We start from the raw sequence: 25,195 nt of genomic DNA on the forward strand, positions 1-25,195 counted from the left end.
ACAAACCTTAATCTTGGGTTCGATCGTTCGGACTTCAGTCCTTCTTGTTGCGGACTAAAGTCCTCACTACAAACCTTAATCTTGGGTTCGATCGTTCGGACTTCAGTCCTTCTTGTTGCGGACTAAAGTCCTCACTACAAACCTTGCTGTTAACAGCTTATTTCTTTGTCCCCAAATTATCAGCCGCCGCCACCAAATAATGAGCAACCTGCATCAAACCGTCGGAACTTTCTTGCAATCCAGTACATACTTTCGCCATCGAAGAATCAGCTTCTTCAAAAAACTTGTGCTGCGATGACGTAGTTATTTCCAAATAGCCAATTAATTGATTGTTGCCCAACTCTAAAGCGCGATCGAACTGATTTGTCATGTTTTTATAGGCACTTTCTACCCGCTGCACTTGTTCTTGTTCCGCTTGCAAAGCTGCATTTAATTGATTCACCAAATTTGTATAGGTAGTTTGCAACCTTTCTCCTTCTGTATTGAACTGATTTGCCATTTTTTCATACACGCTTTCTACCCGCAGCACTTCTTGTCCGGTGATCTTTGCTAATTCCTGCAACTGTGCCAAACGCTGGCTGGAATTTAAGCCCACAGAATTAGCAAACTGACTGACTTCTGCGGCTGTTGTCAAAATTTGGCTCATGCTTTGGTCAACTTGCTGCGACATCAATTTGCGTTTTTCTGATTCTTCTTGGAAAACTTTCTGCAAGCCGAGTACAACCTGCGCTAAACCTTTTTGCTGTTTGCCTAATGTTCCTTCGAGTAAATTGTTTTGTTGGGTAAAGAATTGCTGGAGAGACGATTGATACGTTACCCGGAAGTTGTCTAGTTCTTCCTGGACTGTGACGCGGGTGTTTTGCAGCATGGAGTCAACATTTTGCAAGCTACCAACCAGATTTTCTCTGGCTTGATCCATCAATCCAGAAGCTTCGTCGCCTACTACTTTCAGAGTGTCAGACTGAGTTTGAAAAGCGGAGTGGGTGGCATTTAAAATATTTGTCATCCGGGTTTCTACGCCTTGCAGCATTTCTCTTTCTTGTTCCGCTTGAGTGTGGAGAGATGCTTGCAAATTATCTTGAATTCCTCTAAAGGTGTTGGCGGCTTCTTGGGCGCTTTCTTGAAAGGCTGTTCTTTGCGCTTTCATCCCTTCAATGCTTTCTCCAACTCCCGATCGTATTTCGGTAGCCATTTCCTGCAAAACGCCGTGGGTGTCGGTCTGAAACTGTCCTAAAATCTGCTGCAAGTTGTTGGCAAATTCCTGCAACTGCACTAATGTATCTTGCTGGAAAGTTTGAATTGTCAGGATAGATTGTGCTAAACTAGAAGATATTCCGCCTAATTCGTTCTTGAGTTCTCTGACAGCTTCGGATGCTTCTTGAGTTAACTGGGCGCTTTGATCCAACCGTCCCACAACAGGCTCGATTACTTCGATGCGGAGCCCGGAAAGCAGGTTGTTTAATATCTGTTCGCCTTGGTCGGATTTAATCTGTTGGAGTGCGGATAATTCTTGGCGGATGTCTTGGAAAACAGGGGTCATTGCTAAACCGATTTGCTGTCCGATCGCCTGGGAGTTCACATTGCTTTGCGCCTCGACGATTTGAGCAAATCCGGTTCTCATTGTCTCGATCGCAAGGGCGATCGCACTTTCAGTATCGCCGCCGCTGGAATTGGCGCGGGAAAACAGTTGTTCGGGGGTTTGTAATTGCGCGATTTTGTCTAATTTGTTGCGCAAATTGGATTGGTTAGCAACGCGCGCGCGATCGCCCCAAGCCAACACGATCGTAAATATGCTAGAAGATCCCAAACCCATCAGAGAAGTCGAAAACGCCGTTTTCATCCCTTCCAGCAACGTGCTAATCGAGGGTAGCAATTGTTTGGTATCTTCCAGCGAACCCAAGTTAACATCCTGCAAGCCGGTTTGAATGCCGTAAAATGTGCCTAAAACCCCCAGGGCTACTAAGACGCTGGGCACAAACCGCCACTGACTCCGAGGTGCCGATCGCCCTAAAATTGCCGGATACTGAAATAACACAAACCGCCCGGATTTTACCTGCGCCCTGTAAGCCTCGCCACCAGCGGTTATTTCGCCCGCCAAGTGTTCGCTAAACCAGTCTAGCAGCACTTTCCAAGTGTCTGCTGCTGTTTCCCGCTGCAAAAGATCGATCGCCCCTGACGTACCGCTTTCTAACTTCGAGCTCAAATAGTTGACAGCCTCAGAAGTCGATCGGCTTTTGGCGCCCACATAACGCTGGTACTGCTTCACAGAAGTGTACTCGCCCCAAACAGCCGCGCACAGCAAAATTAGCGCCGCCCAGTGAAAAATGCTATTCTGCCAAATTACCCCAACAACAGCAGTCAAATAGTTAACCAATTGCATATTGACAACCCGTTCTGTTTGTGTATTTTACTCTAATCTTAATTCGGCGAAAAAACCAACCTTAACGTTTTAATATAACAGCTATCGCCGTCAAAAAAACCTCGTCTAACCATCAGATAATTTATCGTCTATAGCCCCGCTAAAATGAGTGCAGTCAAGCACGACAATTCCCAATTCCCGATTCCCGATTCCCAATTCCCCATTCCCGATTCCCAATTCCCGATTACCAATTCCCGATTACCAGACACACCTCATCTAAATCAGCGAAGCTATATCTCGCTTTATTTTATCAATTATGTCATCATAAATAAAGAATAAAGAGGTACGCAATGTCAGCAGAATCGCCAACCAGAAAAATAATCGTAGTCGGCGCCGGATGGGCCGGCTTAGGCGCCACCTATCACTTAGCAGAACAAGGCTATGACGTAACTTTATTAGAAGCAGGGCCTCAGCCGGGAGGCTTAGTTGCGGGGTGGAAAACCGCAGGCGGGCGTTCCGTAGAAGCAGGCATTCACGGCTTCTGGTATCCCTACAAAAACATCTTTTCGTTAGTCAAACAATTAGGACTCGATCCCTTCACCCCTTGGACTCGTTCTTGTCAGTATTCCCCCGCCGGATTAGAAGTAGAATCTCCCATTTTTCAGGACGAGCCGCGACTTCCCACACCGTTAGGAACCTTCCTGTACACCCGATTTAAAAGGCTGCCATTAGTCGATCGGCTTTCAGCCTTACCATTACTCTACGCCGTCCTAGATTTCGACAATTCCGACGAAGCTTGGCAGCGGTACGATCGCGTTACAGCCCGCGAATTGTTCAAACAGTTTGGCGTATCTGCAAGGCTGTACCGCGATGCTTTCGAGCCGATGTTATTAGTAGGTTTATTTGCACCCGGAGAACAGTGTTCTGCCGCCGCAGCTTTGGGAATGCTTTATTATTTCATTCTAGCACACCAAGCAGATTTTGATGTCGTTTGGTGTCGCGGCACTGTCGGAGAAAAAATTTTTCGTCCGTGGGTCGATCGCCTAGAAAAAATCGGCGCCAAAGTATTGACAAAACGGCGAGTTACTGATGTCATAGTTGACAGCAACAACCGAGCGACTGGCGTTGTCTGCGGCGACGAAACCTTCGATGCAGATGCAGTTATTTTTGCAGTTGGCGTAACGGGAATGCAAAAAATTATCAGCAGCAGCCCAGCTTTGCAAAGCCGCCAAGAGTTTCGGGACGTGATGAATTTGGGCGCAGTTGACGTGTTAGCTGTTCGGCTGTGGTTTGACAGAAAAATTGAGATTCCGCTGCCTTCCAATGCCTGTTTTGGATTTAGTTCGACTACGGGCTGGACGTTTTTTGATTTGAATGCTTTGCACGACGAATTCCGATCCGAACCTGGAACAGTTATCGAAGCTGACTTTTATCACGCCAATCAATTAATTCCCCTGAAAGATGAGGAGATTGTTGCCCTAGTTCAGCGGGATTTAGCGACTTGCATTCCGGCTTTTCGGGAGGCTAAAGTAATCGACAGCAGCGCGATTCGTTTGTCGCGGGCGGTGACGCATTTTGCACCGGGAAGTTATCAGTATTTGTTGCCTGCGGTCACAAGTTATGATAATGTATTTATGAGCGGCGATTGGGTTGTGACCCGTCACGGTTCTTGGTCGCAGGAAAAGGCTTATGTTACTGGTTTGGAGGCGGCTAATTTGGTAGTTTCACGTTTCGGAATCGGCAAGAAAGCTGCAATTATTCCTGTGGAAGCTGATGAACCGCACATTCAAATCGGCAGACAGATTAATCAGTTTGCTCGCAGTTTGACTAAAGCTGTGATTCCCGATTTTTGGCTGCCATAATCAGAAGTAAGTTCGGAAACGAGGAATGTACGGGATTTCATTCAGTTGACAGTTGACAGTTGACAGTAACTAATCGTAGGGTGCGTCAGGGCAAAAGTTATTAAATTTATACTCCAGATATTCAACTCTGACGCACCCTACAATCACTAATTGTAGTAACTAATCGTAGGGTGCGTCAGGGCAAAAGTTATTAATTTATACTCCAGATATTCAACCCTGACGCACCCTACAATCACTATTAATGATTAATGACTAAGGACTAATGACTAAAAACTATCGCCAATAAGGCCGGCCTTTCCAAAAAACTCCCACCGTAACTCCTATTAGTGCAGTGTCCAATAAACGCATACAAATCGAACCTAACACTATAGACTTTAAGCACACACCCAAAAATACGCACAAAGCTAAAATCCAAAGATTAGTCCGGTTGAGCAAAAATTGTTGCTGTAGATACTCTATAAAGTAAACTGCTAAAGCTCCCATTCCCACTGCGACACCAAAAGGCCTGAATATCTCCAGCAAAGATCCTTTGAAAAGCACCAGGATGTTGTGGATTATTGGTGATTGCGTGAAACCCCAGGCTAAAAATAGCTCCAATCCAATCACGATGGAGTTGACGAGGGCTGCAATTAGCAGCATTTCTCGCCAGGGTAAAAGTTTTAAGCGGCGCAGAAAATTGCTCATAATCGGCAAATTTGGTAGGTTGCTTTGATTTTATAACAGTTTTGCGCTGGCGATCGACATTTGACGCCCATTTGTAAAGTAAAATGAACATAGAGGGCAGTCTCTTGACAAATTCACCCAGAGCATCTGCCTGCTAGTTGTTGGAACCGTCAAAGGAAAAAAGTTATGGTGGAGAACACTGTCGATTGTGCTGTAGCTTGCGTCAACGGCTGCGTTTTGGGCGACAAGTGCCCGAAGCGGGAATACGCAGAAGCAACTTCCAACTTTATTGAAAATACTTCTCTCGACAAAATGCTAGAAATGGCAGAGGAAGCGGTGAGAAGGAAACGGACGGAACCGCCAAAATGGGTAATCCCTGATTTTCCCGAATAGAATTACCGCTCTTTGGAAACAGCATCGCCCTTTCTAAGGGGCGATGCTTTTTTGCTCAAAAACGCGCCCCCTCTCATTATAAATCGCTTCAATTTATCGCCCCTCTCTCCTGTGAATGATTTTAAACTGCAAACTTTTGTAACTTAGATAACAAAAATCTTGTCAAAGCATTAAATTTATAAATATTTATTTCTTTAGGTAGAAGCTAAAAGGAATTGCGGTTACAGCTAAAGATTGATTGCGCTCGAAGTAAAATAGCTTAAATTAGAAACGTGAAGCATAAAAGATGAAAAAAAATCAACTTCTAATTTCAGTAACAGAGGAAGTGTCTTATGTATTCAGCCACAAATTTCGCTCCGCAGGCACCCGCTTTTGATTGCAGCCATAAATTCGCATTCCTCGACCCGCTGCGCCAGAAACTAGATGCAGTAGAAGTAAACCATCCTCAACTAGCAAATTGGCTGTGCCAAATAATTCCCGCCCAATGTCCCTTTGCCAGAAATGTCAAGATATTCGACAAAACTATTTTTCGCATCCCGCCGTTGTGCAAACTAAATCCTTTCTACGAGCAACTGATTGGTTTGCGTTTTCGCGCCTTAACTTTTCTAGCTGATACCTGCAAACAAGATATCTCTAAATACTGCTAAAGTCTGCACAGTAAGAAGAAGGAAAAAGAAAAAAGGAAGAAGGAGCAAAACCTACATGGCAAGCCTTTTCGCCATCGGTCTTTTACCTTGAACTACGTGACTTTATTTGCCAGCATTCTATTCCTAAGGAAAGGGCGCGAAAATTTTAAGCTCTTACTTGGGATAGAAGCTGAGATGGAAGATAGCAATTATCATGCGTAGGACTTAGGCTAAAAAACCTGTTTTTTACGATAAGATCGCGTTGGCAAACGAGGTATTTGTGAAGAAATCTGGTTTTTCACCTGCGCCACGTCGGTGGCGATGCCGGATGATACAGGGAATGGAAAGTTGTGTGAATAAAAAAATTAGGAGAAAATCTCATGGCAAAACCAAAGAAACGAGCTAAAAAAACAACCGAACAACGCGATAATTCGAGCGATTTGCCTCAGGAAATTACTGAATCTTACGGGACTGGCGTCATCACTGAACCGGGATTGAGCGAAGACGAAATCACAACCTTGAACGATACCAGTTCGGAATACGGTTCAACCAGTTCCCAAATCAGCGACGATGATGGCGATGTTGCTGCGGCGGAACAAGAAAGTGCCACTGGCGAGGAATTGGTGGGGGGAAGCGCTCCAACTCCCGACCAAGATATGGTTGATGAACTGGGAGCGGCTGCGGGCATAGAAATGCCCGACGGAGCTATTTTGCACACCGCAGAAATGCTCGATAACCGTGATGAAAGTCGCTGGGAATTAGACCCTAGTTCGGCGGAAGACGATCGGGAACGGCCTGATTTATAGGTTTGTTTGTTGTTACGGTAGTCTTGAATAGGCTGGCTGTTTGATTGATATCTAAACCGCAGATTGCAGCCAGATTTAATGCCGCTCGACTGTGATATTTTCATTGTTGGGAACGAATTGTCTTGTGTCTGAGAGGAGTTTTATAAGATTGGTTCGAGCGTTTGGACTTTATGTTTAGTAATGGATGCGGACTAAAGTCCTCACTACAAACCTTTTTTTTGATGCGGACTAAAGTCCTCACTACAAACCTTTTTTTTGATGCGGACTAAAGTCCTCACTACAAACCTTTTTTTGATGCGGACTAAAGTCCTCACTACAAACCTTTTTTGTTGTGGTCGATCGGATTTGGTATGAATGTAAGAAGTTGAGCGTGCGACTGGTTTTTTACGATCGAAAACCTGTGTTTTTTTGTGTGGCGCCCAACGGAAATGATTAGCGGCTTCCTATTTGGGAACCGGAGGCCGCCATTTCTCGCACTTTTTGTCTAATTGGAAGTTCGATCGCAAATTCGGTTCCTTGGCCCGGTGTCGAACAACACCGCAAACTGCCGCCGTGCTTTTCTGTCACAATGTGCCAGCTAATTGACAGCCCGATTCCGGTACCTTTTCCCGCAGGCTTTGTCGTAAAAAATGGGTCAAAAATGCGATCGCACAAATTCTCGCTGATTCCCGGCCCGCTGTCAGAAATTTTAATAATTGCCGTGTTCGAGTTGCTGACTTTCGTACAAATCCGAATCTGGTAGGGATTTGCTTGAATTTCCTCTAATGTTTTTTCACTGCTGGATTCTTCGATCGCATCGATCGCATTAGCTAAAATATTCATAAATACCTGATTGATCTCGCCACCGCAGCACTCTACATTTTTCAAATCGGAGTCATACTCCTTAATCACCTCAATCCCGGGACGGTTCGCCTTAAATTTCAGCCGATTTTGCAAAATCATCAGGGTGCTGTCAATACCTTCATGAATATCAACCGGCTCCATTTCCCGCCCTTCTTGCCGCGAGAAATACCGCAGAGACAGAATTATATCCCGAATGCGATCGCCGCCTACCCGCATCGAGTGTAGCATTTTTAGCAAATCATCCTTGATAAATTCTAGCTCCACCGCTTCGGCTGTTGATGCTATTTCCCGTGCGGGTTCGGGATAGTGTTGCTGGTAAAGCTCGAGCACCTTGAGAATATCTTCAGTATAATCGCTAACGTAATTGAGATTGCCGCAGATAAAATTTACCGGATTGTTAATTTCGTGAGCAATTCCCGCCACCATTTGCCCCAAAGCTGACATTTTTTCGCTTTGAATTAACAGCGATTGAGCCTGCTGAAGATCGTGCAGGGACTTCTGCAAATTTTCCTGTGTTTGTTGCTTCTCCTTAACTTCTTCCTGTAGCCGATCGTTGGCTTGAGAAAGTTCAACAGTGCGCGATTCTACCCGTTTTTCCAACGAAGCCGCCAGTTGTTCCAAGTTAATTTGAGCTTGTTTGCGATCGACAATTTCCTGCTGCATCTGGACATTTTGCTCCTGAAGTTTTTGAGTCAACTTGCGGATGCTCAAATGTGCTTTAGCGCGAGCTAACACTTCTTCATTTTGAATTGGCTTAGTAACGTAATCAACAGCGCCCAGACTAAATCCTTTTACCTTATTTTCTGTCTCATCCAGCGCCGTCATAAAAATTACCGGAATCTCCTTTGTCAAATTGCCAGCCTTCAAAAGCCGGCAAGTTTCAAAACCGTCAATTCCCGGCATCAGCACGTCCAGCAATATCAAATCCGGCAGCGAGTATTCAGCTTTTTTTAGAGCGCTCTCTCCCGTCCGCGCCACCAACACTTTAAACCCCGATTCCGTCAAAAAATCAAACAGCACTGCCAAATTATTTTGGTTATCATCGACTATCAAGATAACGCTCTCTTCCCAAGGTAGAATGCTCATATTTTCAATGCTTCCTGTATTGTTCGACGAATTCTAAAATCTTTTGTTCTTCAAAATTTTTAGCTAACTGATTCAGATGGCTGGCGAAAGAGACATATCTTGCATCAATTTTTGCTAAGTTTTCTGCTTGTTTTTGAATTCCTCCTAAGTCACCCATCATTGCTAATTCAAAAAGTACAGCAATTTCATCTGCCGGAGGAGAGATAATTTTTTCCTCCGGAATTTGAGAGTGATTCTGGGAACTTTCGGATTTAGCATTCCCATCCTGCAACTCGTCGTACATCCATTCTAACTCTAAATGAAATTGCAAGCAATTTAAAAGTTCCTCAGCCCGGATCGGCTTGGGGATAAAAGCATTGCATCCTGCTGCTAAACTTCCCTGCTTTTCCACTTCCATAATGCTAGCAGAAGTGCCGATAGCCACCACATTTTGCAATTGGGGCAACTTGCGAATTTGCCGCATCGCTTCAAATCCGTCCATCACCGGCATTACCAAATCAATCAAGATACAATCCGGTTGAAATTCTAGAGCTTTATCCAAACAATCTTGACCGTCAGCAGCCTCAATTATTTCAAAACCCAACGGTTGGAGTAGGTGAATTAAAACCGAGCGATTTTCCCACATATCGTCCGCTACCAAAATCTTTTTATTAGTACCCTTGAAACCTTTAATGAATTTGTCGGAATACTTTTTATTTGTCTCGGGGCTGTCAACTGCTAGCAACTCCAACTCAAACCAGAAAATGCTACCTCTGCCTAAGGTGCTTTCTACTTTCAATTCGCCGCCCATAATCTCGACTAATTGGCGGCTGATTGCTAATCCCAAGCCTGTTCCTTCAGTATGGCGGCGGGTATTGCCCACCTGTTCAAAAGGTGCAAATATCTTTGGCAATTCATCAGCAGCAATCCCAATTCCTGTATCTTCCACTTGAAACCGAATCCTCACGTTTGTAGTAAGGACTTCAGTCGGGGTTCCATCCCTAGCACAATCCACTGCTGAAACCTTAAAAGTAACGCCTCCCCTTTCAGTAAACTTAACAGCATTACCAATTAAATTAATCAAGATTTGGCGCAATTTCTTTTCATCAGCGGAGATGGCAATGGGAATAGACGAAAGATATTCGCAATTAAAAGCTATGTTTTTTTGACCTGCTCGAATGCTACAAATAGCATTAATACCTTGAATAAAATCTGGAAAATTAAACTCTGTCGGCACGAGTTCCATTCTTCTAGCCTCGATTTTAGAAAGGTCTAAAATATCCTCGATCAAAGCGAGCAAGTGTTCGCCACAGCGGTGAATAACGCCAATTCCATTCTGTTGTTGCGAGGTCAATTTTTTGTCGCGCTTAAAGATTTGAGTGTAACCCAAAATGCCGTTGAGGGGGGTTCGCAATTCGTGACTCATGTTAGCTAAGAATTCGCTTTTGGCGTTGCTGGCATCTCTGGCGGCGGCTTCTGCTTTTTGGCGTTCTTTAATTTCTGCGGAAAGCAGCGAGTTTTTTTCGTATAATTCTTGGGTGCGTTCTTTAACTTTTGCTTCTAGGGTAAAGTTGTATTCTGCGAGTTGTTTGTTGGCAGTTTCTAAGTTTGTGTAAAGGCGGGCATTTTCTAGGGCGATCGCAGCTTGGGAAGAAAGCAGCTTCAATACTTCCAGGCGATCGTCCGTAAAGGCGCCGGGAACCAAATTATTTTCTAGGTAAAGGATGGCGGTTAATTTGCCTTGATAGACGATCGGCGCGCACAACACCGATTTGGGCTGGCGTTCGGCGATGTAGGGGTCAGTGTTGAAAATTGCCTCGCTGCGTGCATCGTGGAGGACAATATCTTGGAGAGTGCGATCGACAAAATTGATTATCGATCGCGGATACGCACAATCCAAGCCCGTACATGAGAGCACCCGCACCTCTGTGCCCACCTCTCCCGCAGCAGCTTCAATAACAAATTCACCGTTTTTCGCCGCGATCAAACACCCAGTTTGAGCCCCCGCATTTTCCAGCAAAATCCGCATCAATTTGTCCAGCAAAGCATCGAGCAAAATTTCGTCGGAGATAGCCAGAGAGGCTTTCATGACTGTCGCAAAATCAAAAGCTTTGTGACTGCCGGTAACGGTTGAAGAAGTTACAGTTAAAGTCTGGCTGTTACTTGTTAAACGATCGCTTTCCGGCATCCGTACAATCAACTGCGGATAGCGTTCCTCCACATCAGCAACCTTAGCATTCGCACCCCACCGGATATAACCGTAGTAAGCATCAGTCATGTAAACCTTAGCCACCTTCTCGCGGCCCGCCAACAGGTAAAACTCAGCAGCTAATTCATTCGCTAAAGCCTCTTCCTGAATGTATCCCTGTTCCCGGGAATGTTGAATTGCGCGATCGTAATAATCCATCGCCCGGTCTTTTTCTCCCAACACCCGTGCTTTTTCAGCTTCGACTAACTCATATTTGTGCTGGTAATTCATCGGTGCGTGGTTCACCCATTTCTGCATTTTTTCCTGATTCGCTGCTACTTGCATTAAGTATTTTGCTTGTGTTTCGCTGTCAGCATTTGGATACACAGCAAGCAGTGCCAGGGAATAGTAAAAATTGTGCGTACCGATCATCATGAAGCCAATTGCTGCTGAGGCATATTCGGCCGCTAAAGATGCGTCAGCAACTGCTTTATCGGGCTGTTTAAACAAGTAATTTAACAGCGATTTAGCGAGATAAACATTAAAAAGTGACATATAATTGTTAGCTTGTTGCAGCCGAGGCAACATTTCTACTTCATTAAATTTTTCACCTCTTAATTGAGATTTGTTTGCGGAGACACCTCGCAAATTTAAAATGATTTGCCCCCAGATGCCCAGCAATTCCATCGAAAGCTCTTGTTTTAGATTTTGTACTAAAGTGAAGTATTGCACTTGTTTGCGCTCGACAGTTTCTAGCTGTTCTCCAATCAAAAAAGGGCAAGAACAACTGTTTAAAGCAGCATAACTACTGAATTCTAAGTCTCCAGTTTCCAGACCGCTTTGAACGCTCTCTATTAAGGGGGCAATTGTCTCTTTTGCGTGTTCTTTCCAGTGGCGCACAAAAGTGTTAAATAGGTGGTAAACTTTGCATTTAAATTGTTTAGCATTGAATTGCTCTAACAGCTTCAAAGCTAGCTGTCCAGAATGATATCCAGCTTCGATCTCTCCTAAGGCTCCAGCCAGCAGCAAGCCATACCAAATATAGGCGATCGCCCCAAGCGCTGAATGACCCCGTTTAATCGAAAAATCAACCATTGTGAAGATCACCTGCGCCAAAAGTTCTGGTTTTGCCACAAAAACCGGAGAAACAACAGCCGAAAGTATCCGCATTGCCGCCAACTGATAGCCATCAGTCATTACCGGAACTTTTTCTAGTTCCTCAAGCTGAGGTAACTGAATTGCAGTCAAGCCCTCTGGGGGAATTTCCGAGAGGGTAAATCCCAGTATTTCCAAAGCTTTTAAACCAGTATCGATGGCTTCTACTATCTGATTTTGAGATAAATAAGACTGGATTTGGAGCTCGTAAACCTTAACTTTGTCGAGCAGGCTGGTGGCTTGTTGCAAAACGACCTCAGCTAATTTTTGCGATCGCCCAAAGTTAGTATTCAGATATTCCGCCTCCGCTGCTTCTACGTGAAGATTCAGCGTCAAATCATAATCAGTGTGCCAATTTGAGTCTCCTGCGCTAACGGAGGATTGAGAGGAATTGATGAGTTCCAAACCGACACTCAAATACCTGACAGCAGCTTCGTAAGCATTGGATGCTTTAGCTTTTTTTCCAGCGATGAGATTCAGTTTTGCCAATTCATCTTTAGCGGCTTTTTCTGCGAGTAATTCAACACCAAAATTCAGTTGGTTGACAATATCAAAGACATTTTCCTCAATCTCGGAGGGGGGAGTATTGTTGAGCAGCAGTTGACCGATTTTGAGGTGCGTTGATTGCTTGGCCTCATCGGGAATCAAAGAATAAGCAGCTTGCTGCACTCTGTCGTGCAAAAACTTGTAATCAACCCGCACATCTTGCAGCCCGGACAGCCCCGTTTCTGAACCTTCAAAAACCAGCGGAATTTTGTAATCGTTGCTCAGCGGCAAAACTAGACCCGCCTGAAGAGCATCCCAGAGACTTAATGCTGTTTCTTTTTGAGATTTTTCGCTGACAATTGCCAGCACTTCTAAATTAAACTGGTTGCCAATACAAGCCGCTAATTTTAAGGCTGACTGCGCCGAGACAGGCAACTTTTTAATATTGCGAGCGATTAACTCTACGACATTGCAGTCAGTAATCCCGATGGCTTGGATGTGTCCGAGATCCCACTGCCACGCACTCGCTTGAAAATCGTAAACTAATAGATTTTCTTGATAAAGAGTTCTCAGTAACTGAGTTAGAAAGAAGGGATTACCTTGGGTTTTGTTGAAAAGTAGCTCGGCGAAAAGTTTTATTTTTTCCGAAATGCGGCTTTTTAAAGTTTCCGAGATTAATTGCTCTACATGACTCAACTCTAAAGGAGCGAGAACAATATTGCTGACTCTTTCTGGGAGTCCGGCTCCAGCTTTTTGGATATTTTCAATGGTTTGAATCAGCGGATGGGCGGCGCTGACTTCGTTATCTCGATAGGCTCCAATTAGCAACAAATATTGGCTGTCTGAATCTGTCACCAGCAGTTCAATTAATTTCAGCGAGGCCGAATCTGCCCACTGCAAATCGTCGAGAAAAACTACTAGCGGGTGTTCTTGGGCAGTAAACACGCTAATGAATTGTTTAAACACCCGATTAAATCGGTTTTGCGATTCTGTCGGCCCCAGTTGCGGGACTTCCGGCTGTTTCCCGATAATCAGTTCGACTTCGGGAATCACGTCGGTGACAACTTTCCCGCTAGTTCCCAAAGCGGCTAGCAATTTTTGTTTCCAAGTCTGGATAGATGCTTGACTTTCTGTTAGCAACTGCCGAATTAATGACTGGAATGCTTGAATCACGGAAGCGTAGGGAATGTTGCGTTTGAACTGGTCAAATTTGCCGCCAATAAAATAGCCGCGCTGCCGAACTATGGGTTTTTGAACTTCGTTTACCAAGCAGGATTTGCCGATACCGGAGTAACCGGAAACCAGGATCATTTCGACCCCCCCTGCCCCCCTTGCTAAGGGGGGTGAAGAAACCTCAATCATCTCCCCTTTAACAAGGGGCGAAGAACTTTCCATAAGCCCCCCCTTAACAAGGGGGGGTTGGGGGGGTTCTACACCGCTAACTCGGTTAAATGCTGCCAGCAAAGCGGCGACTTCGGCTTCTCTACCGTAGAGTTTTTGGGGGATGAGGAGTTGGCCGGCTCGATCGGCATTTCCGGCAGTAAAATCAGATATATTGCCACCAGCTTGCAGTTGTGCGAGACAAGTTTCGAGGTCAAACCTCAGCCCGTCGGCGCTTTGATACCTATCTTCCGCCGTCTTCGCCAACAGCTTCATCACGATGGCAGAGATTGCTTCGGGAATTTCCGGCTTCAAACTGCGGGGCGTGGGGGCGATTCTAGCGATGTGACAGTGAACTAATTCTAAAGGGTCGATCGCATTAAACGGCAATTCACCAGTCAGCATCTCGTAAAAAGTGACACCCAACGAATAAAAATCGCTGCGGTAATCAATAGCCCGATTCATTCTACCAGTTTGCTCCGGCGAAATATAAGCTAACGTGCCTTCGAGCAAATTGGGATAGCTGGGACTTGCGTTTTCTATAATCAAGCGCGACGAGATGCTGAAGTCAGTAATTTTAACCTGATAGGTTTCAGGATGAATGATGATATTGTGCGGTTTAATATCTTTGTGGATAATCTGGTTTTGATGGATTTTACCCAAACTTTCAGCTAGTTGGATCGCTATTTTGAGAATTTGGATTAAGTTGAGTTTGGTCGTGCTTAAAAATTTTGATAAAGCCAACCCGCCAAAGTCTTCTACTGTCAGCGCCACACCATTTTGATTTTTTTCTAGGCGGTAACAATTGACAATATATTCAATATTTATGAGATTTTTTCTGAGTTTATATTCGTGTCTCAAACGGGTAATTTCTTCGAGAGTTGGATACTCGCTTTTCAGGGTTTTGACAATGACGGGAAGGTTGTGCTTTTGCCATATTCCCCGATAAATCACGGTATTGACACCAGAGTAAATTTTTTCGGTGATTTGATAGCCTGTTAGCGAAATCATAGTTTAATAAATTTAAATTCAAAGGGTTTGCAGCCAATTTGCCAGAGTTGTGCTGTGGGCGGGAGTCGATCGCCTCTGTTAGACGGGTGATGGGCGCGGGCGATCGGCAAAACTGCTGAGATAGACTCAACCATAGTACAAGTCTCACATTTTTGTCATTAGCTATTTGGCTTAATCTTTAAGTGGATTTGTACTTGCATATTATTACTGAGATATACTGTGCTTAATATTACAGTCGCAGGCGGGCGGTTTTAACCGCCGTCTTAATCTTCTTCCCTCTTTCTTCTGTCAAGTCAACTGTCATATCAAATCGGGTTACATCGGAATTTTCCTAGGGGCGGGGCGGGTTTATATAATTTGTGGATACTTGCAAATATCAGGGCGAACCCGCCCCTACAACACTTGAAATTATCTCATGCAGGCTGCACCGGAATTGATATCAACTGTCAACTATCAACTATCAACTATCAACTGTCCACTGTCCACTGTCCACTAATCATTGCGAGTCAAACCCTGAAGGCTAACTTGCAAAACCGACAAACCCAAAATCAGCAAAAACAACACTAGGGCGATCGTACAAGCATAACCGATTTCCAAATCCTTAAAAGCCCGTTCGTAAAGATAATAAACAACAGTCTTAGAACTATTGCGAGGCCCGCCCTGAGTCATAATATAAACTTCTTCAAAAACCTTAGTAGCAGAAATTGCCGAAATCACCGCCACCAAAACCAAATAAGGCTTCATCAGCGGCACAGTAATATCCCAATGTTTCCGCAAACCTTCCGAACCGTCAATCGCAGCCGCCTCATAAAGTTCTGCCGGGATAGATTGCAGCCCCGCCAAATAAATTACCATGTAATAACCTAAGCCTTTCCAGACAGTAACTGCCATCACGCTAAAAATTGCCACCTTCGGATTAGCCAGCCAAGAAACCGGAGGTAAACCCAACACTTCCCCCAACTGATTTAGCAATCCAGTCTCCGCAAACAGCCACTTCCAAGCAATCCCCGCGACAACCATCGAAATCACCGCAGGCGTGTAATATGCTGCGCGGAACCAGTTCATCCCCCGCAGCTTTTGATTGCACAAAATCGCCATTCCCAACGGTAGAACAACCAATACAGGCACAACACAGATCAGATACAGCAGCGTATTGGTCAAAGTTTGCCAAAAAGTGCGATCGCCCCACAAGCGCTCAAAATTCTTCAAACCCACCCACTGCGGCATTTGAGTTAAATCGTATTCGTAATTAGTAAAACTCAAATAGAAAGCTTGCACCGCCGGCCACAACACAGTCAAAGTCAAAACAAACAAAGCCGGAAATAGAAACAAATAAGGCGTAGAATAGCGTCGGAAGAATTTCAAATACATAATAATTCGTAATTAGTAATTACTCTAGGTTCGATCGTTCGGACTTCAGTCCTTCTTGATGCGGACTAAAGTCCTCATTACAAACCTTTTTCAACAACCCGTATTTATAGGTTCGATCGTTCGGACTTCAGTCCTTCTTGATGCGGACTAAAGTCCTCACTACAAACCTTTTTCAACAATCCGTATTTATAAGTTCGTAATGAGGACTTCAGTCCTTTTTTTTGCGGACTAAAGTCCTCACTACGAACCTAGATCAAAAACTCGCCCTACAAACAATACTTATTTCACCCTAGAAAACAAACGTTCCCAATCTTCCGGAGAACTAGAATTTTCCCCCTCTTTTACCTCAAAAGTAACCTTACAAGCCTGCGGTTCTGACAAAGCTTGCACGCACAATTCTGCGATATCTTCCCGACTAACTTTACCCCGAATATTGTCTCCTTGCTCGAAGATCAAAGCTTTGCCGCCCGGTTCCTCAGTCAAAGCGCAAGGTCTGACAACAGTATAAGGTATGCCGCTCGATCGCACGCAATCCTCCCCTTTCAACTTCCAAGTCAGAATTCCGCCCAACATATCATTCATTCTGACAGCCGGCGGTTCATCTTCCAAAATAAGTCCTGGGCGGCCCGGGCGCGTAACTCCAGCCGAACTCACCATCACAAATCGCGGCAAAGTCTGCCCGCCATCAGCTTTAATAGATTCTAATTCCAGTTGAAAAACACCCGGTGTAAATTTCGGATTCAGCGCGCCGTCGTATTCAAACTTGCTCAGCATTAACTGAAAGGAATAAATACTGCTGGGATCGAATTTCGCGCCGTCTTTAATCGTTTTGGCGCGGAATACTGGAATTAACTTATCGAAGGGAACTGCGATCGTAATCCAGGTATTGTACACAGTATCGAACGAATAGCAATAACCAATGCCATCCCATTTAGCCTCGCTACGCACGATTAACTTGTAGCGCTTACCATCCCCTTTGACCCTCAGCAGGAGGCCGCTAAATCCTGCGAGATTGAGCGGAGAATCGAAGTTACGGGTGCGGACGGAAGCAAAGCCACCGGAGTTGGCGGTGGAAACATTGCCGGTGAAGATGGCTGTACTGTCTGTAAGGACGATCGAACTTTCGCTAGTCCCGCCCATCACAACATCGTCGAGAGCGCCCCAAGTTTCTTTTAAATCTTGGCTCGGTTTTGTGAAGTCAAAAATGACTTTTTCGCCTGCTTTAATTAGCTGGCTGCGAACAGCTTGCACTAAATTATTCAGGCCTTTGTATTCCACAATTTCGGGAACATCCACAACTTCCGGCATATAAAACTTGATGCCTTGATAGTATTTTTCCCTGGTTGGGGTGTCTCCTTCTACAGGTTGAACTTTGGTGCCCGTGCAGCAGATAACTGCATCTACGCCCTCAGTTACGCGCTGTGTTAGCGTCTCGGCGATAGTGATATCTCCCTCGACTAATTCGACATTTTTGCCAAGAATTTCGGTTGCTCTTTTGATATCTCTGACGAGACAGCGGACTTGATATCCCCGCTGTTGCAGCCGCTTGACAACTCGCTTCCCGACACCGCCGGTGGCACCGGCTACCAGTACGAGTTTGGGTTTGTCTTTTTTGCTGTTGCTGCTGCTTCCGAACAATTGTTGCAGCCAGCTAATGCTCCCGATGAAGGGAATGACGCCGAAATAAGCCAAGGTTTTGACAAATCTGCCGGCATCCCATTGGGCGGTATTTTTTTCAGTCACAGTCGCTTCCTCAGAGTTGGCTCAAATCTACTTAGCTGCTTTTGTATTTTAATGGAATTTTCGATTTGTGCCTTTGCGGGCGATCGCACTTTTTTTCACTCGGGACTTACGCATTAAGGCCAAAGAAACCGGGTTTTTTACCTAATCTTTGGACTACAACAAAGGATTTTCGTCCATCAACCCGGTTTCTGACCACCTGTGCGTCCAGGACTATTGACAAAAGAATACAACTGTAGGTGATATCCCAACCCTGATTCAGTAACTCATTCCCAATCCCCAATCCCCAATCCAAAATCCCCAATCCAAAATCCAAAATCTCAAATCTAAAATCATCTGACATTTAGTTTTGGATGAGTTTGGCTCAACGGAATCTCAATAATCAACTCGGTTCCCTCTCCGGGGGCTGAAATGCAGCTCAATTTGCCACCGTGTTGTTCCACCACAATTTCGCGACAAATCGCCAAACCTATCCCCGCACCTTTCCCTACCGGTTTTGTAGTAAAAAACGGCTCAAATATTTTCTGGCGAACTGTTTCTTCCATCCCCCAACCATTGTCCTTAATCCGAACCGCTACGGCTCTTTCTCCCGGACAAACTTCAGTCACGATCCGAATTTGTCCGCTCTTGGCTGCTTCTGCTTCGTGCCAAGAGTGCGGCGATAAATTATCGTTGACAAAGGCATCTTCTAGAGCATCAAGTGCATTTGTCAGTACATTCATAAATACTTGGTTGATTTGAACTGCGTAACACTCAACCAAGGGCAGAGAGCCATATTCTTTTACCAGATGAATAGCAGGGCGACTCCCTACGGGATAGCTTTGCTTCACGGGCTTCGGTTTGAGTCGGTTGCTCAAAATCAGCAAAGCACTGTCCAATCCGTCATGAATGTCAACTTCTTTAATCTCTGCTTCGTCAATTCTAGAGAAATTTCGCAGCGACTGAACTATCTCGCGGATGCGATTAGCTCCTACTTTCATTGAACCCAGCAACCTCGGTAAGTCTTCAACTATAAACTCTAATTCTGCTGCTTCTATTTCTGCTTGAATTTCTGGCGAAGGCGACGGATAGTGCTGCTCGTAAAGCTGCAATAATTCGATCATTTTTTGACTGTATTCGTGGGCATAGTTAAGATTTCCGTAAATGAAGTTAATCGGGTTAGTAACTTCATAGGCTACGGCCGCCACCAACTGTCCCAAACTTGACATTCTTTCGCTTTGCACTAATTGAGTTTGCGTCCGCTGAAGCTCGTACATCGCTGTTTTTAAATGCTCGCTTTTTTCGCGTTCTCTGGCAATTGATGCTTCTAGTGCTCTATTTAATTTTCCGAGTTTTTCGGTTTGGCGCAGCACTATATTAATCATTGCTTTTTTCAGTTCCAATGCAGCGTCTATTTCGCATTGCTTCCAAGGCAAAGATTTGCACCTCACATTTTCTTTCCACAAATCGAATGATTTCCGAGGAGACAGTCGGTGGCTGCCATCTTCATCTATTATAACTGCTTTGTTGGGGTTTCCGGCCCAATTTACGGTCTTAATTACTTCCGGGCGAAACCACAAAACGTATATTTTCTGAGTCGGCGATATTGCTATAGCCAAACACCCGCTAGCCGTGTCTTTAAATTCCTCAGCTTCTGGATAGCATTTGGTCAGCGAGTCTGTATAAAAAATTTCTTTTTTTAGGCTGTTTTGCACCCACTGAGTTAAGTATTTAAGCGCTTCTCCTTCAGGTGTTTGCCCGACTCGATAGCAATTTCCCCCAAATACTATTGCTGCTCCATCGGCGTTGACTGCTTCCAGCAAATTATGCTGACATTTAACTAACACTTCTGACAAGTTTTCGGAGGTGGATATGTCTTCAAAAATCTGGGATTGAATAGATTTTAAGTGTAGTTTGTAGTCGTAGTCTTCGTTGGCTTCTTTTGATTGCAGTTCTAAGGACATTACTTGCCCGATAAACTCGCAAGCGGCTCGCACTTCATGGTTGATGTATTTTGGTGTATAGTTATGGCCAACAATCAATCCCCACAGTTTTTGATCTTTGATTAACGAGATTGATATAGTAGCGGCAACGCCCATATTTTGCAGGTATTCTATGTGAATGGGAGAAACGCTTCTCAACACGCTGAGACTGAGGTCTAGGGACTGCTTGGTAACAGGATTTTTGGGGGGAATGATGGGGACTGGTTGATAATTCATATCTGGTATCAACCTCAACCAATTTAACAAATACAGTTTTCGGGCTTGTTTGGGAATATCTGATTTGGGGTAATTTAAGCCCAGGAATGGACTCAGGCTTTCTACTTTGTCTTCAGCGATTACAGCACCGTTGCCTTCGGCGTCAAATTGATAGGTCATAACTCTATCAAATCCCGAAATTTTCCGGATTTCTTCCACAGTCTGCTGACATAATTCTTTGAGATTTTTGGCGCTTTGAATTTGGCTGACAGTGGATCTGACTGAATGATAAAAGCTAAAAACGGAAAGATTTTCTGTGGTGGTTGCTAATTCTAGCTCTATTATCAAAATTCCTTGTCCTCGGTGGAGGATGCTGTCAAATTCTAAAGACTTGCCTGCTTTTTTGACAGACAGTTTAATGGGATTGACGGTTTTTAAGTTTTCGTTTTGCAAACAGGCCTTGAGTTTTTCTAGCTGAACTCTATCGAAGAATAAGCTCAAATCTTGACCGATCGCACTTTTGGCATCGACTCCCAATAAATCTTGCGTATTTTCACTGACTTGCAGTATTTCTAGCTGAGGTTCTCGTACAACAAGGAGAACCCCGTGGGGCTGAATGTGCCCGGATAGGTGAATGGGTTCTGTGTCGCAGTTTGTCAAGTCAACTTCTTCGAGTGCTGGGATTGTGCTTGGTCTGTCCATTGTCTCTGTTTTCCGCTGTAAAATTTCGAGAGGGTTATATCGATTTTAGATGCGAGTTCAAATTAGATTTTTAATAATAATCTTATCTTGTTCTATCCCATAACGGCTCGATTGCTTGACCGACGCTGACCATGTATCCTCCGAGCATCCGCGTGTCGAAAATCATGGAGTCGAAAATTAGCCTGCCGTTGTGTTGCTGCTAGACTGGCGCGAGCATTCTGGATGTTTTTACGGACTGAGCTCTTCTATTCGAGCGATCCCCGATATTAATTATCGCAGCAATTGTTGCCATTCTTCAAGTCGTTTTAATATTTTTCCATAATTTAAATATTTGTGGTAATATTTTCTAATTATAAAAATGGGGAGAGGAATGTGTCTTCAGACCGGCAGACTGACGAAAATATTAAGTTAAGGTAAGGGTGACAAGATCTGAAAGTCAAGTCACGTTAAGCTTTTGAAGTATATCCAACAGGCCCGACAATTAGACTGATGCTCGACTTCAATACAGTTACTGAGTTTTCGCATAGCTACTGCGTAGCTATCTGTGCGTTTTTAGTTCCGGCAAACTTGCTGACTACTTTGCAGACAGGGATTTTGACAGGACTAAACCGACCTCGAATGCAAGTTTGGGCGTCTGCGGTTGTGGCCGGTCTTTGGGCTACAGCAATGATATTTCACGTTTTTACCTGGTTCGCGATCGGGGTAGTAATGCCTCCGACATACATCTTGTTAGCTATGGCGATCGCTTGTCTGACGATCAATGTCTGGGCAGTGGGACATCCTGCGAGCATGATGCAATTAATTCGAGTTGCGGTATCAGCTTTTAGGGGAGTTTTAGAAGCAGGAAGTTCGGCAACGAGCCATGTACGGGATGTAACGGATGTAACGAATAAAATTTGAGCGCTCTAGGAAAGAAGGAAGCAGAAAGAAATTGGCATCGGGCAGTCTGAAAGATGTCAGGGAGAATATTAGTTTTTACTAATGTGTTCCCTGGTTCCACCTATTAGTTCGGAGTCCTGATTTTACAATCTTTATTCTGGTTCGCGATCGCGACAGTCTTCATGTTCCGGGCCGCGAGGATGGATCGTGCAGTTGAGCAGGTGGCCGCCGTCGCTTCTGCCGTAATAGTAGCGGCATCCCGTGCAAATTGCGGGACGCTCGATCGCACTTTGGTAAACCGGATAATCCGCAGCCAGCAGCGAAAAGTCGCGCTGCGTCTGAACAGTCCCAATAATAGCGCCTGAGAGTTCGACAGCTTGGCGGATGTTTTCGATCCGGGTGTAAGGCGGCAGGTAAATGTCAACATAAAGGCGTATGCCCTCGCCTTCGCGCTCGTGGCGGGTAATAGTGCCTCCGAGCAAACCAACGCGCGACGCCATGGCGGAGGAAAATTCCCCCAGGGAAGTACAGTAACCGGAGAAAAGGTGAATGTGTTCGTCGGTTACTGCTCTCACAGTCACGCGAGTAGGAATCAGCACTCTCAGGTAAGCGTCGAGTTCGTCAAAAACCGGTTCGGCGAGGGATAGCATTTGGTTTGCGTCTTCGTGGTTGAGCCCAAAACCTTTAGAAACTTTATACACGAGGGCTGCTAAAATGTCAAAAACTTCGGTTAACAGCGATTGCAGCCTCTTATCAATGGCGATCGGACATTCTCTGAGCAGTTTTAAATAATCCTCCAAACGATGGGCAATTCGCTGAATGCTGCTAAATCCGAGCATGGCTGCTCCGCCTTTAATCGAGTGCGAGGCTCGGATGAGCTGGTGTATCCTTTGGGGAGCTTGCACGGTGTTTTGCAAGCCCTGCAAGCCTTGTTCGATGATTTGGATGTGTTCTGTGGCTTCTTCGAGAAAGTAGCCGATAATGCGCTGTAGTTGTTCTGGGAGCATAATTTTATTCTCCGAAAGTCACCCTAATTGCAGAAAGCAGAAAGCAGAAAGTAAAAATGCTGATATTTTTTAATTTTGAGTCAATATTTAACTGACGGGTCATATCAAACCGGCGTTGCATAGGTCAGGATACCGCAGTGTGAGCCAAAAGCGCTGGACTCGGAAAGTTATGATGCCGATGCAAGTGGAAAGCATATTATTTGTGCTTGATATCTATCCTGCCTCAGGATAACGGCAGTGGCAAATATCTAACCAAAGAGGCTTGTGAAACTATAGAGCCTGCCAAATATAGTGCCAAAAAGGGCGATCGCTTGTTCAAACTCGCAACAGATTGTCATTAAAATTATCCAAAACAAAATCTAGGGTAGGCAAGATGCCTACCCTAGAAGACTTATAGCGCGCGAGGGAGCGAATTAGTATTGCCAGAGGGCGAGCGATATGGCAACAACGGCTATATCGCTCGCATTTTCCTATTTAGCGACTGTTGCACCGACTTTGGCGGCGATCGCGGCTAAAGCCTTGCCGTTGCCTTGCAGCAGCGTGTTATTTTTCTGCACCATGCTGCCACTTAATTCTGGGGGAGCGGGCAGTTTAACGCCTAATTTTTCAGCGATCGCACGGACAATTTGTCTGTTTCCCAACAATAATTTGTGGTTTTCAGCAGCTAAGTCACCAGCACCTGGGCCTGCTACGCTGGGTACAGTTGCGCCTACTTTTGTAGCGATACTGGTAAAAGTAGCTCTGTTTTGTAAGATTAGCTTTTGGTTAACTTGCAAGGGATTGCTACCAGATGGCGCTGCCTCGTTGCTAACTGCTGCGCCTAATTTAGTAGCAATATTCTTAGCTGTTTGACCATTTTTTAATAGCAAATCCCGATTTTGCTGTATGAGTGTTTGTTCGTTAGCTTCGGCAACGATTGCATTGTTAGCAGCAGGTGGTTGAACGACTTCACCAAAGCCACCCAATAATCCAGATGCCAATAAACTAGCACTTAAACCAACAATTAATTTAGACATTTTTTCCGGTCTCGATATGTTTTTGCGTCATCTACCAAAAGAAAGATATCAAGACTTTTTTGGGCAGTTTGTTGCGAATGTTACATTTCTTCACATTCGATGCAAAAAGCGCAAGTTCCAATTGCAATTTTTACAATTAGAGACAGAAATTAGGTTTTTATAGCAGTTGACAGTGGATAGTGGATAGTGGACAAGCGAAGATATTTTCTATCTTTTTCTGCTTTTCACTGAGATTTTTGGGATCCGAAAGTGGCGGCGGCTACCCCAAACAGGAGCACTCCGGCACCTCCAAGTACCGCTGGTGCGGGCACTTCCCCAAACAGCAAATAACCCAAACAACTCGCCCCCACGGGTTCAAACAAAATGGCAAGAGTTACCAGAGTTGGGGAAATCTGCACTACAGCCCAGTTTAAAATGGTGTGGCCGACTAATTGAGGCAAGGCGGCGGTTAACAAAATATACAAATATACAATGTTTGGATAACCTGTATAACTGGTGCCGAAGATGAGGGGTAAAGGCAGGAGGACGATCGCAGCAACAGTATAGGCGATCGCGATATAACCGCCAATTCCCAATCCCCGCCGCTGAGCTTCCCGGCCCAGCAACAGATACAAGCTGACAGCCCAGGAACCAGCCAGAGCAAGGAAATCGCCCAACAGTTGACTGCTGCCGGCACCTTCTGCGCCCGCACTCCCCAGGGCGATCGCCATTCCCCCAGCAAGCGCTATAGTAATGCCAGCGATCGACATTTTGCTGAGTTTTTCACCAAACCAGAAGCGGGATAACAGCGCTACCCAAACCGGATTTGTGGTGACGAGGGCTGTGGAAGCTGCGATCGAAGTATAAGACAGTGAGGTAATCCAGAGAGCAAAGTGCAGGGCGAGACACAAACCCGCCGCCGCAGCATAGCGCCGAGATCCGGGTTGTAGGGCTTTCCACTGAATTTTCCGCCAAGCCGGAAGCAGAATTAAAGCAGATAAAGTCAAGCGAGAGGCGGCGAGCACGAGACTGAAACCGAGGCCGCCCGCGCCTGCTTTCAGGTTGGCCAGCCGAATTAAGATTGATGCGGTTGAGACGGCTAACACGCCGATAATTAAGACAAGGGCGATCGACCAATTCGGCGGTTTTTTCGCAATATTCATTTAAATTTCCATTAGAGTATTTTTTTTGAGAGCGCCCCAAGTAGTCTATGGTATGCTTGCGGGCGATCGTACTTTTGACAAAAATGATTTTTATCAACTCAAAATCCTAAATTTCATCAACTAGACTTAAAAAATAAATCCAACAATATTAGTAGGGTGTGTCGCCCTCGCTCCTTCCCAAAAAAAACAGAAAATTTACATAGCGACGCACCAACAACAATATTTAACCAAACCAACTCAACCTCAAATTTTATAGCATTTTTTTGAAATTATAGCCTTTCTCAAAAAGATTCGCGGACGTAGTTGGGATTGGGCCCTCTTAAT

Annotated in this window: 16 protein-coding genes; 5 read left to right on the plus strand and 11 right to left on the minus strand. The window is 44.9% G+C overall.

The window, feature by feature from the left end:
* Window positions 1–157: 157 nt before the first annotated feature.
* On the minus strand, window positions 158–2,380 hold the full coding sequence (locus QUB64_RS19855; protein WP_333269264.1) for a hypothetical protein: 2,223 nt from the start codon (window positions 2,378–2,380) through the stop codon (window positions 158–160).
* A gap of 329 nt (window positions 2,381–2,709) precedes the next feature.
* On the opposite strand from QUB64_RS19855, the gene QUB64_RS19860 reads away from it, so the two are divergent.
* Window positions 2,710–4,221 (plus strand): hydroxysqualene dehydroxylase, encoded by a 1,512-nt coding sequence (locus QUB64_RS19860; RefSeq protein ID WP_333269263.1) that lies wholly within the window; start codon window positions 2,710–2,712, stop codon window positions 4,219–4,221.
* A 418-nt stretch (window positions 4,222–4,639) separates the two neighbouring features.
* On the opposite strand, the gene QUB64_RS19865 is transcribed toward QUB64_RS19860, so the two are convergent.
* Window positions 4,640–4,996, minus strand: coding sequence for a hypothetical protein (locus QUB64_RS19865; protein ID WP_333269262.1), 357 nt, complete (start codon window positions 4,994–4,996; stop codon window positions 4,640–4,642).
* Between the two features lie 74 nt (window positions 4,997–5,070).
* Here QUB64_RS19865 and QUB64_RS19870 point away from each other — a divergent pair, with 74 nt between their 5' ends.
* From QUB64_RS19870 to QUB64_RS19880, 3 genes are all read left to right on the plus strand, one after another.
* Window positions 5,071–5,277: a hypothetical protein gene (locus tag QUB64_RS19870; RefSeq protein WP_333269261.1), complete on the plus strand. Its 207-nt coding sequence runs from the start codon at window positions 5,071–5,073 to the stop codon at window positions 5,275–5,277.
* Between the two features lie 332 nt (window positions 5,278–5,609).
* Window positions 5,610–5,924: a Mo-dependent nitrogenase C-terminal domain-containing protein gene (locus tag QUB64_RS19875; protein ID WP_333269260.1), complete on the plus strand. Its 315-nt coding sequence runs from the start codon at window positions 5,610–5,612 to the stop codon at window positions 5,922–5,924.
* Window positions 5,925–6,283: 359 nt separating this feature from the next.
* The gene (locus QUB64_RS19880) at window positions 6,284–6,709 is read left to right on the plus strand and encodes a DUF6335 family protein (protein ID WP_333269259.1); all 426 of its coding nucleotides are present in this window, start codon (window positions 6,284–6,286) and stop codon (window positions 6,707–6,709) included.
* A 432-nt stretch (window positions 6,710–7,141) separates the two neighbouring features.
* Here QUB64_RS19880 and QUB64_RS19885 read toward each other — a convergent pair whose 3' ends face one another.
* The 6 genes from QUB64_RS19885 to QUB64_RS19910 all read right to left on the minus strand — a co-directional run bounded on the left by QUB64_RS19885 (window position 7,142) and on the right by QUB64_RS19910 (window position 20,827).
* The gene (locus QUB64_RS19885; protein ID WP_333269258.1) at window positions 7,142–8,638 is read right to left on the minus strand and encodes a hybrid sensor histidine kinase/response regulator; all 1,497 of its coding nucleotides are present in this window, start codon (window positions 8,636–8,638) and stop codon (window positions 7,142–7,144) included.
* Between the two features lie 4 nt (window positions 8,639–8,642).
* Window positions 8,643–14,837: a hybrid sensor histidine kinase/response regulator gene (locus tag QUB64_RS19890; protein ID WP_333269257.1), complete on the minus strand. Its 6,195-nt coding sequence runs from the start codon at window positions 14,835–14,837 to the stop codon at window positions 8,643–8,645.
* On the minus strand, window positions 14,834–14,971 hold the full coding sequence (locus tag QUB64_RS19895) for a hypothetical protein (protein ID WP_333269256.1): 138 nt from the start codon (window positions 14,969–14,971) through the stop codon (window positions 14,834–14,836). The genes QUB64_RS19890 and QUB64_RS19895 overlap by 4 nt, the downstream gene beginning before the upstream one ends.
* A 358-nt stretch (window positions 14,972–15,329) precedes the next feature.
* Window positions 15,330–16,208 (minus strand): carbohydrate ABC transporter permease, encoded by an 879-nt coding sequence (locus QUB64_RS19900; protein ID WP_293126795.1) that lies wholly within the window; start codon window positions 16,206–16,208, stop codon window positions 15,330–15,332.
* A gap of 279 nt (window positions 16,209–16,487) precedes the next feature.
* Window positions 16,488–17,951 carry a CIA30 family protein gene (locus QUB64_RS19905; protein ID WP_333269255.1) on the minus strand — a complete coding sequence of 488 codons (1,464 nt, stop codon included), beginning with the start codon at window positions 17,949–17,951 and terminating at the stop codon, window positions 16,488–16,490.
* 329 nt (window positions 17,952–18,280) lie between these two features.
* Window positions 18,281–20,827 (minus strand): ATP-binding protein, encoded by a 2,547-nt coding sequence (locus QUB64_RS19910; RefSeq protein WP_333269254.1) that lies wholly within the window; start codon window positions 20,825–20,827, stop codon window positions 18,281–18,283.
* 489 nt (window positions 20,828–21,316) lie between these two features.
* On the opposite strand from QUB64_RS19910, the gene QUB64_RS19915 reads away from it, so the two are divergent.
* Complete coding sequence (locus QUB64_RS19915; protein ID WP_333269253.1) at window positions 21,317–21,727, plus strand: hypothetical protein; 411 nt, start codon at window positions 21,317–21,319, stop codon at window positions 21,725–21,727.
* A gap of 131 nt (window positions 21,728–21,858) precedes the next feature.
* On the opposite strand, the gene QUB64_RS19920 is transcribed toward QUB64_RS19915, so the two are convergent.
* The 3 genes from QUB64_RS19920 to QUB64_RS19930 all read right to left on the minus strand — a co-directional run bounded on the left by QUB64_RS19920 (window position 21,859) and on the right by QUB64_RS19930 (window position 24,871).
* Window positions 21,859–22,713: an Hpt domain-containing protein gene (locus tag QUB64_RS19920; protein ID WP_333269252.1), complete on the minus strand. Its 855-nt coding sequence runs from the start codon at window positions 22,711–22,713 to the stop codon at window positions 21,859–21,861.
* Between the two features lie 470 nt (window positions 22,714–23,183).
* Window positions 23,184–23,729, minus strand: coding sequence for a hypothetical protein (locus QUB64_RS19925; protein WP_333269251.1), 546 nt, complete (start codon window positions 23,727–23,729; stop codon window positions 23,184–23,186).
* A gap of 224 nt (window positions 23,730–23,953) precedes the next feature.
* The gene (locus QUB64_RS19930) at window positions 23,954–24,871 is read right to left on the minus strand and encodes a DMT family transporter (RefSeq protein WP_333269250.1); all 918 of its coding nucleotides are present in this window, start codon (window positions 24,869–24,871) and stop codon (window positions 23,954–23,956) included.
* Window positions 24,872–25,195: the final 324 nt, after the last annotated feature.

Origin of the sequence: Microcoleus sp. Aus8_D2 (genome assembly GCF_036702665.1) — a bacterium.
Lineage (GTDB): Bacteria > Cyanobacteriota > Cyanobacteriia > Cyanobacteriales > Microcoleaceae > Microcoleus.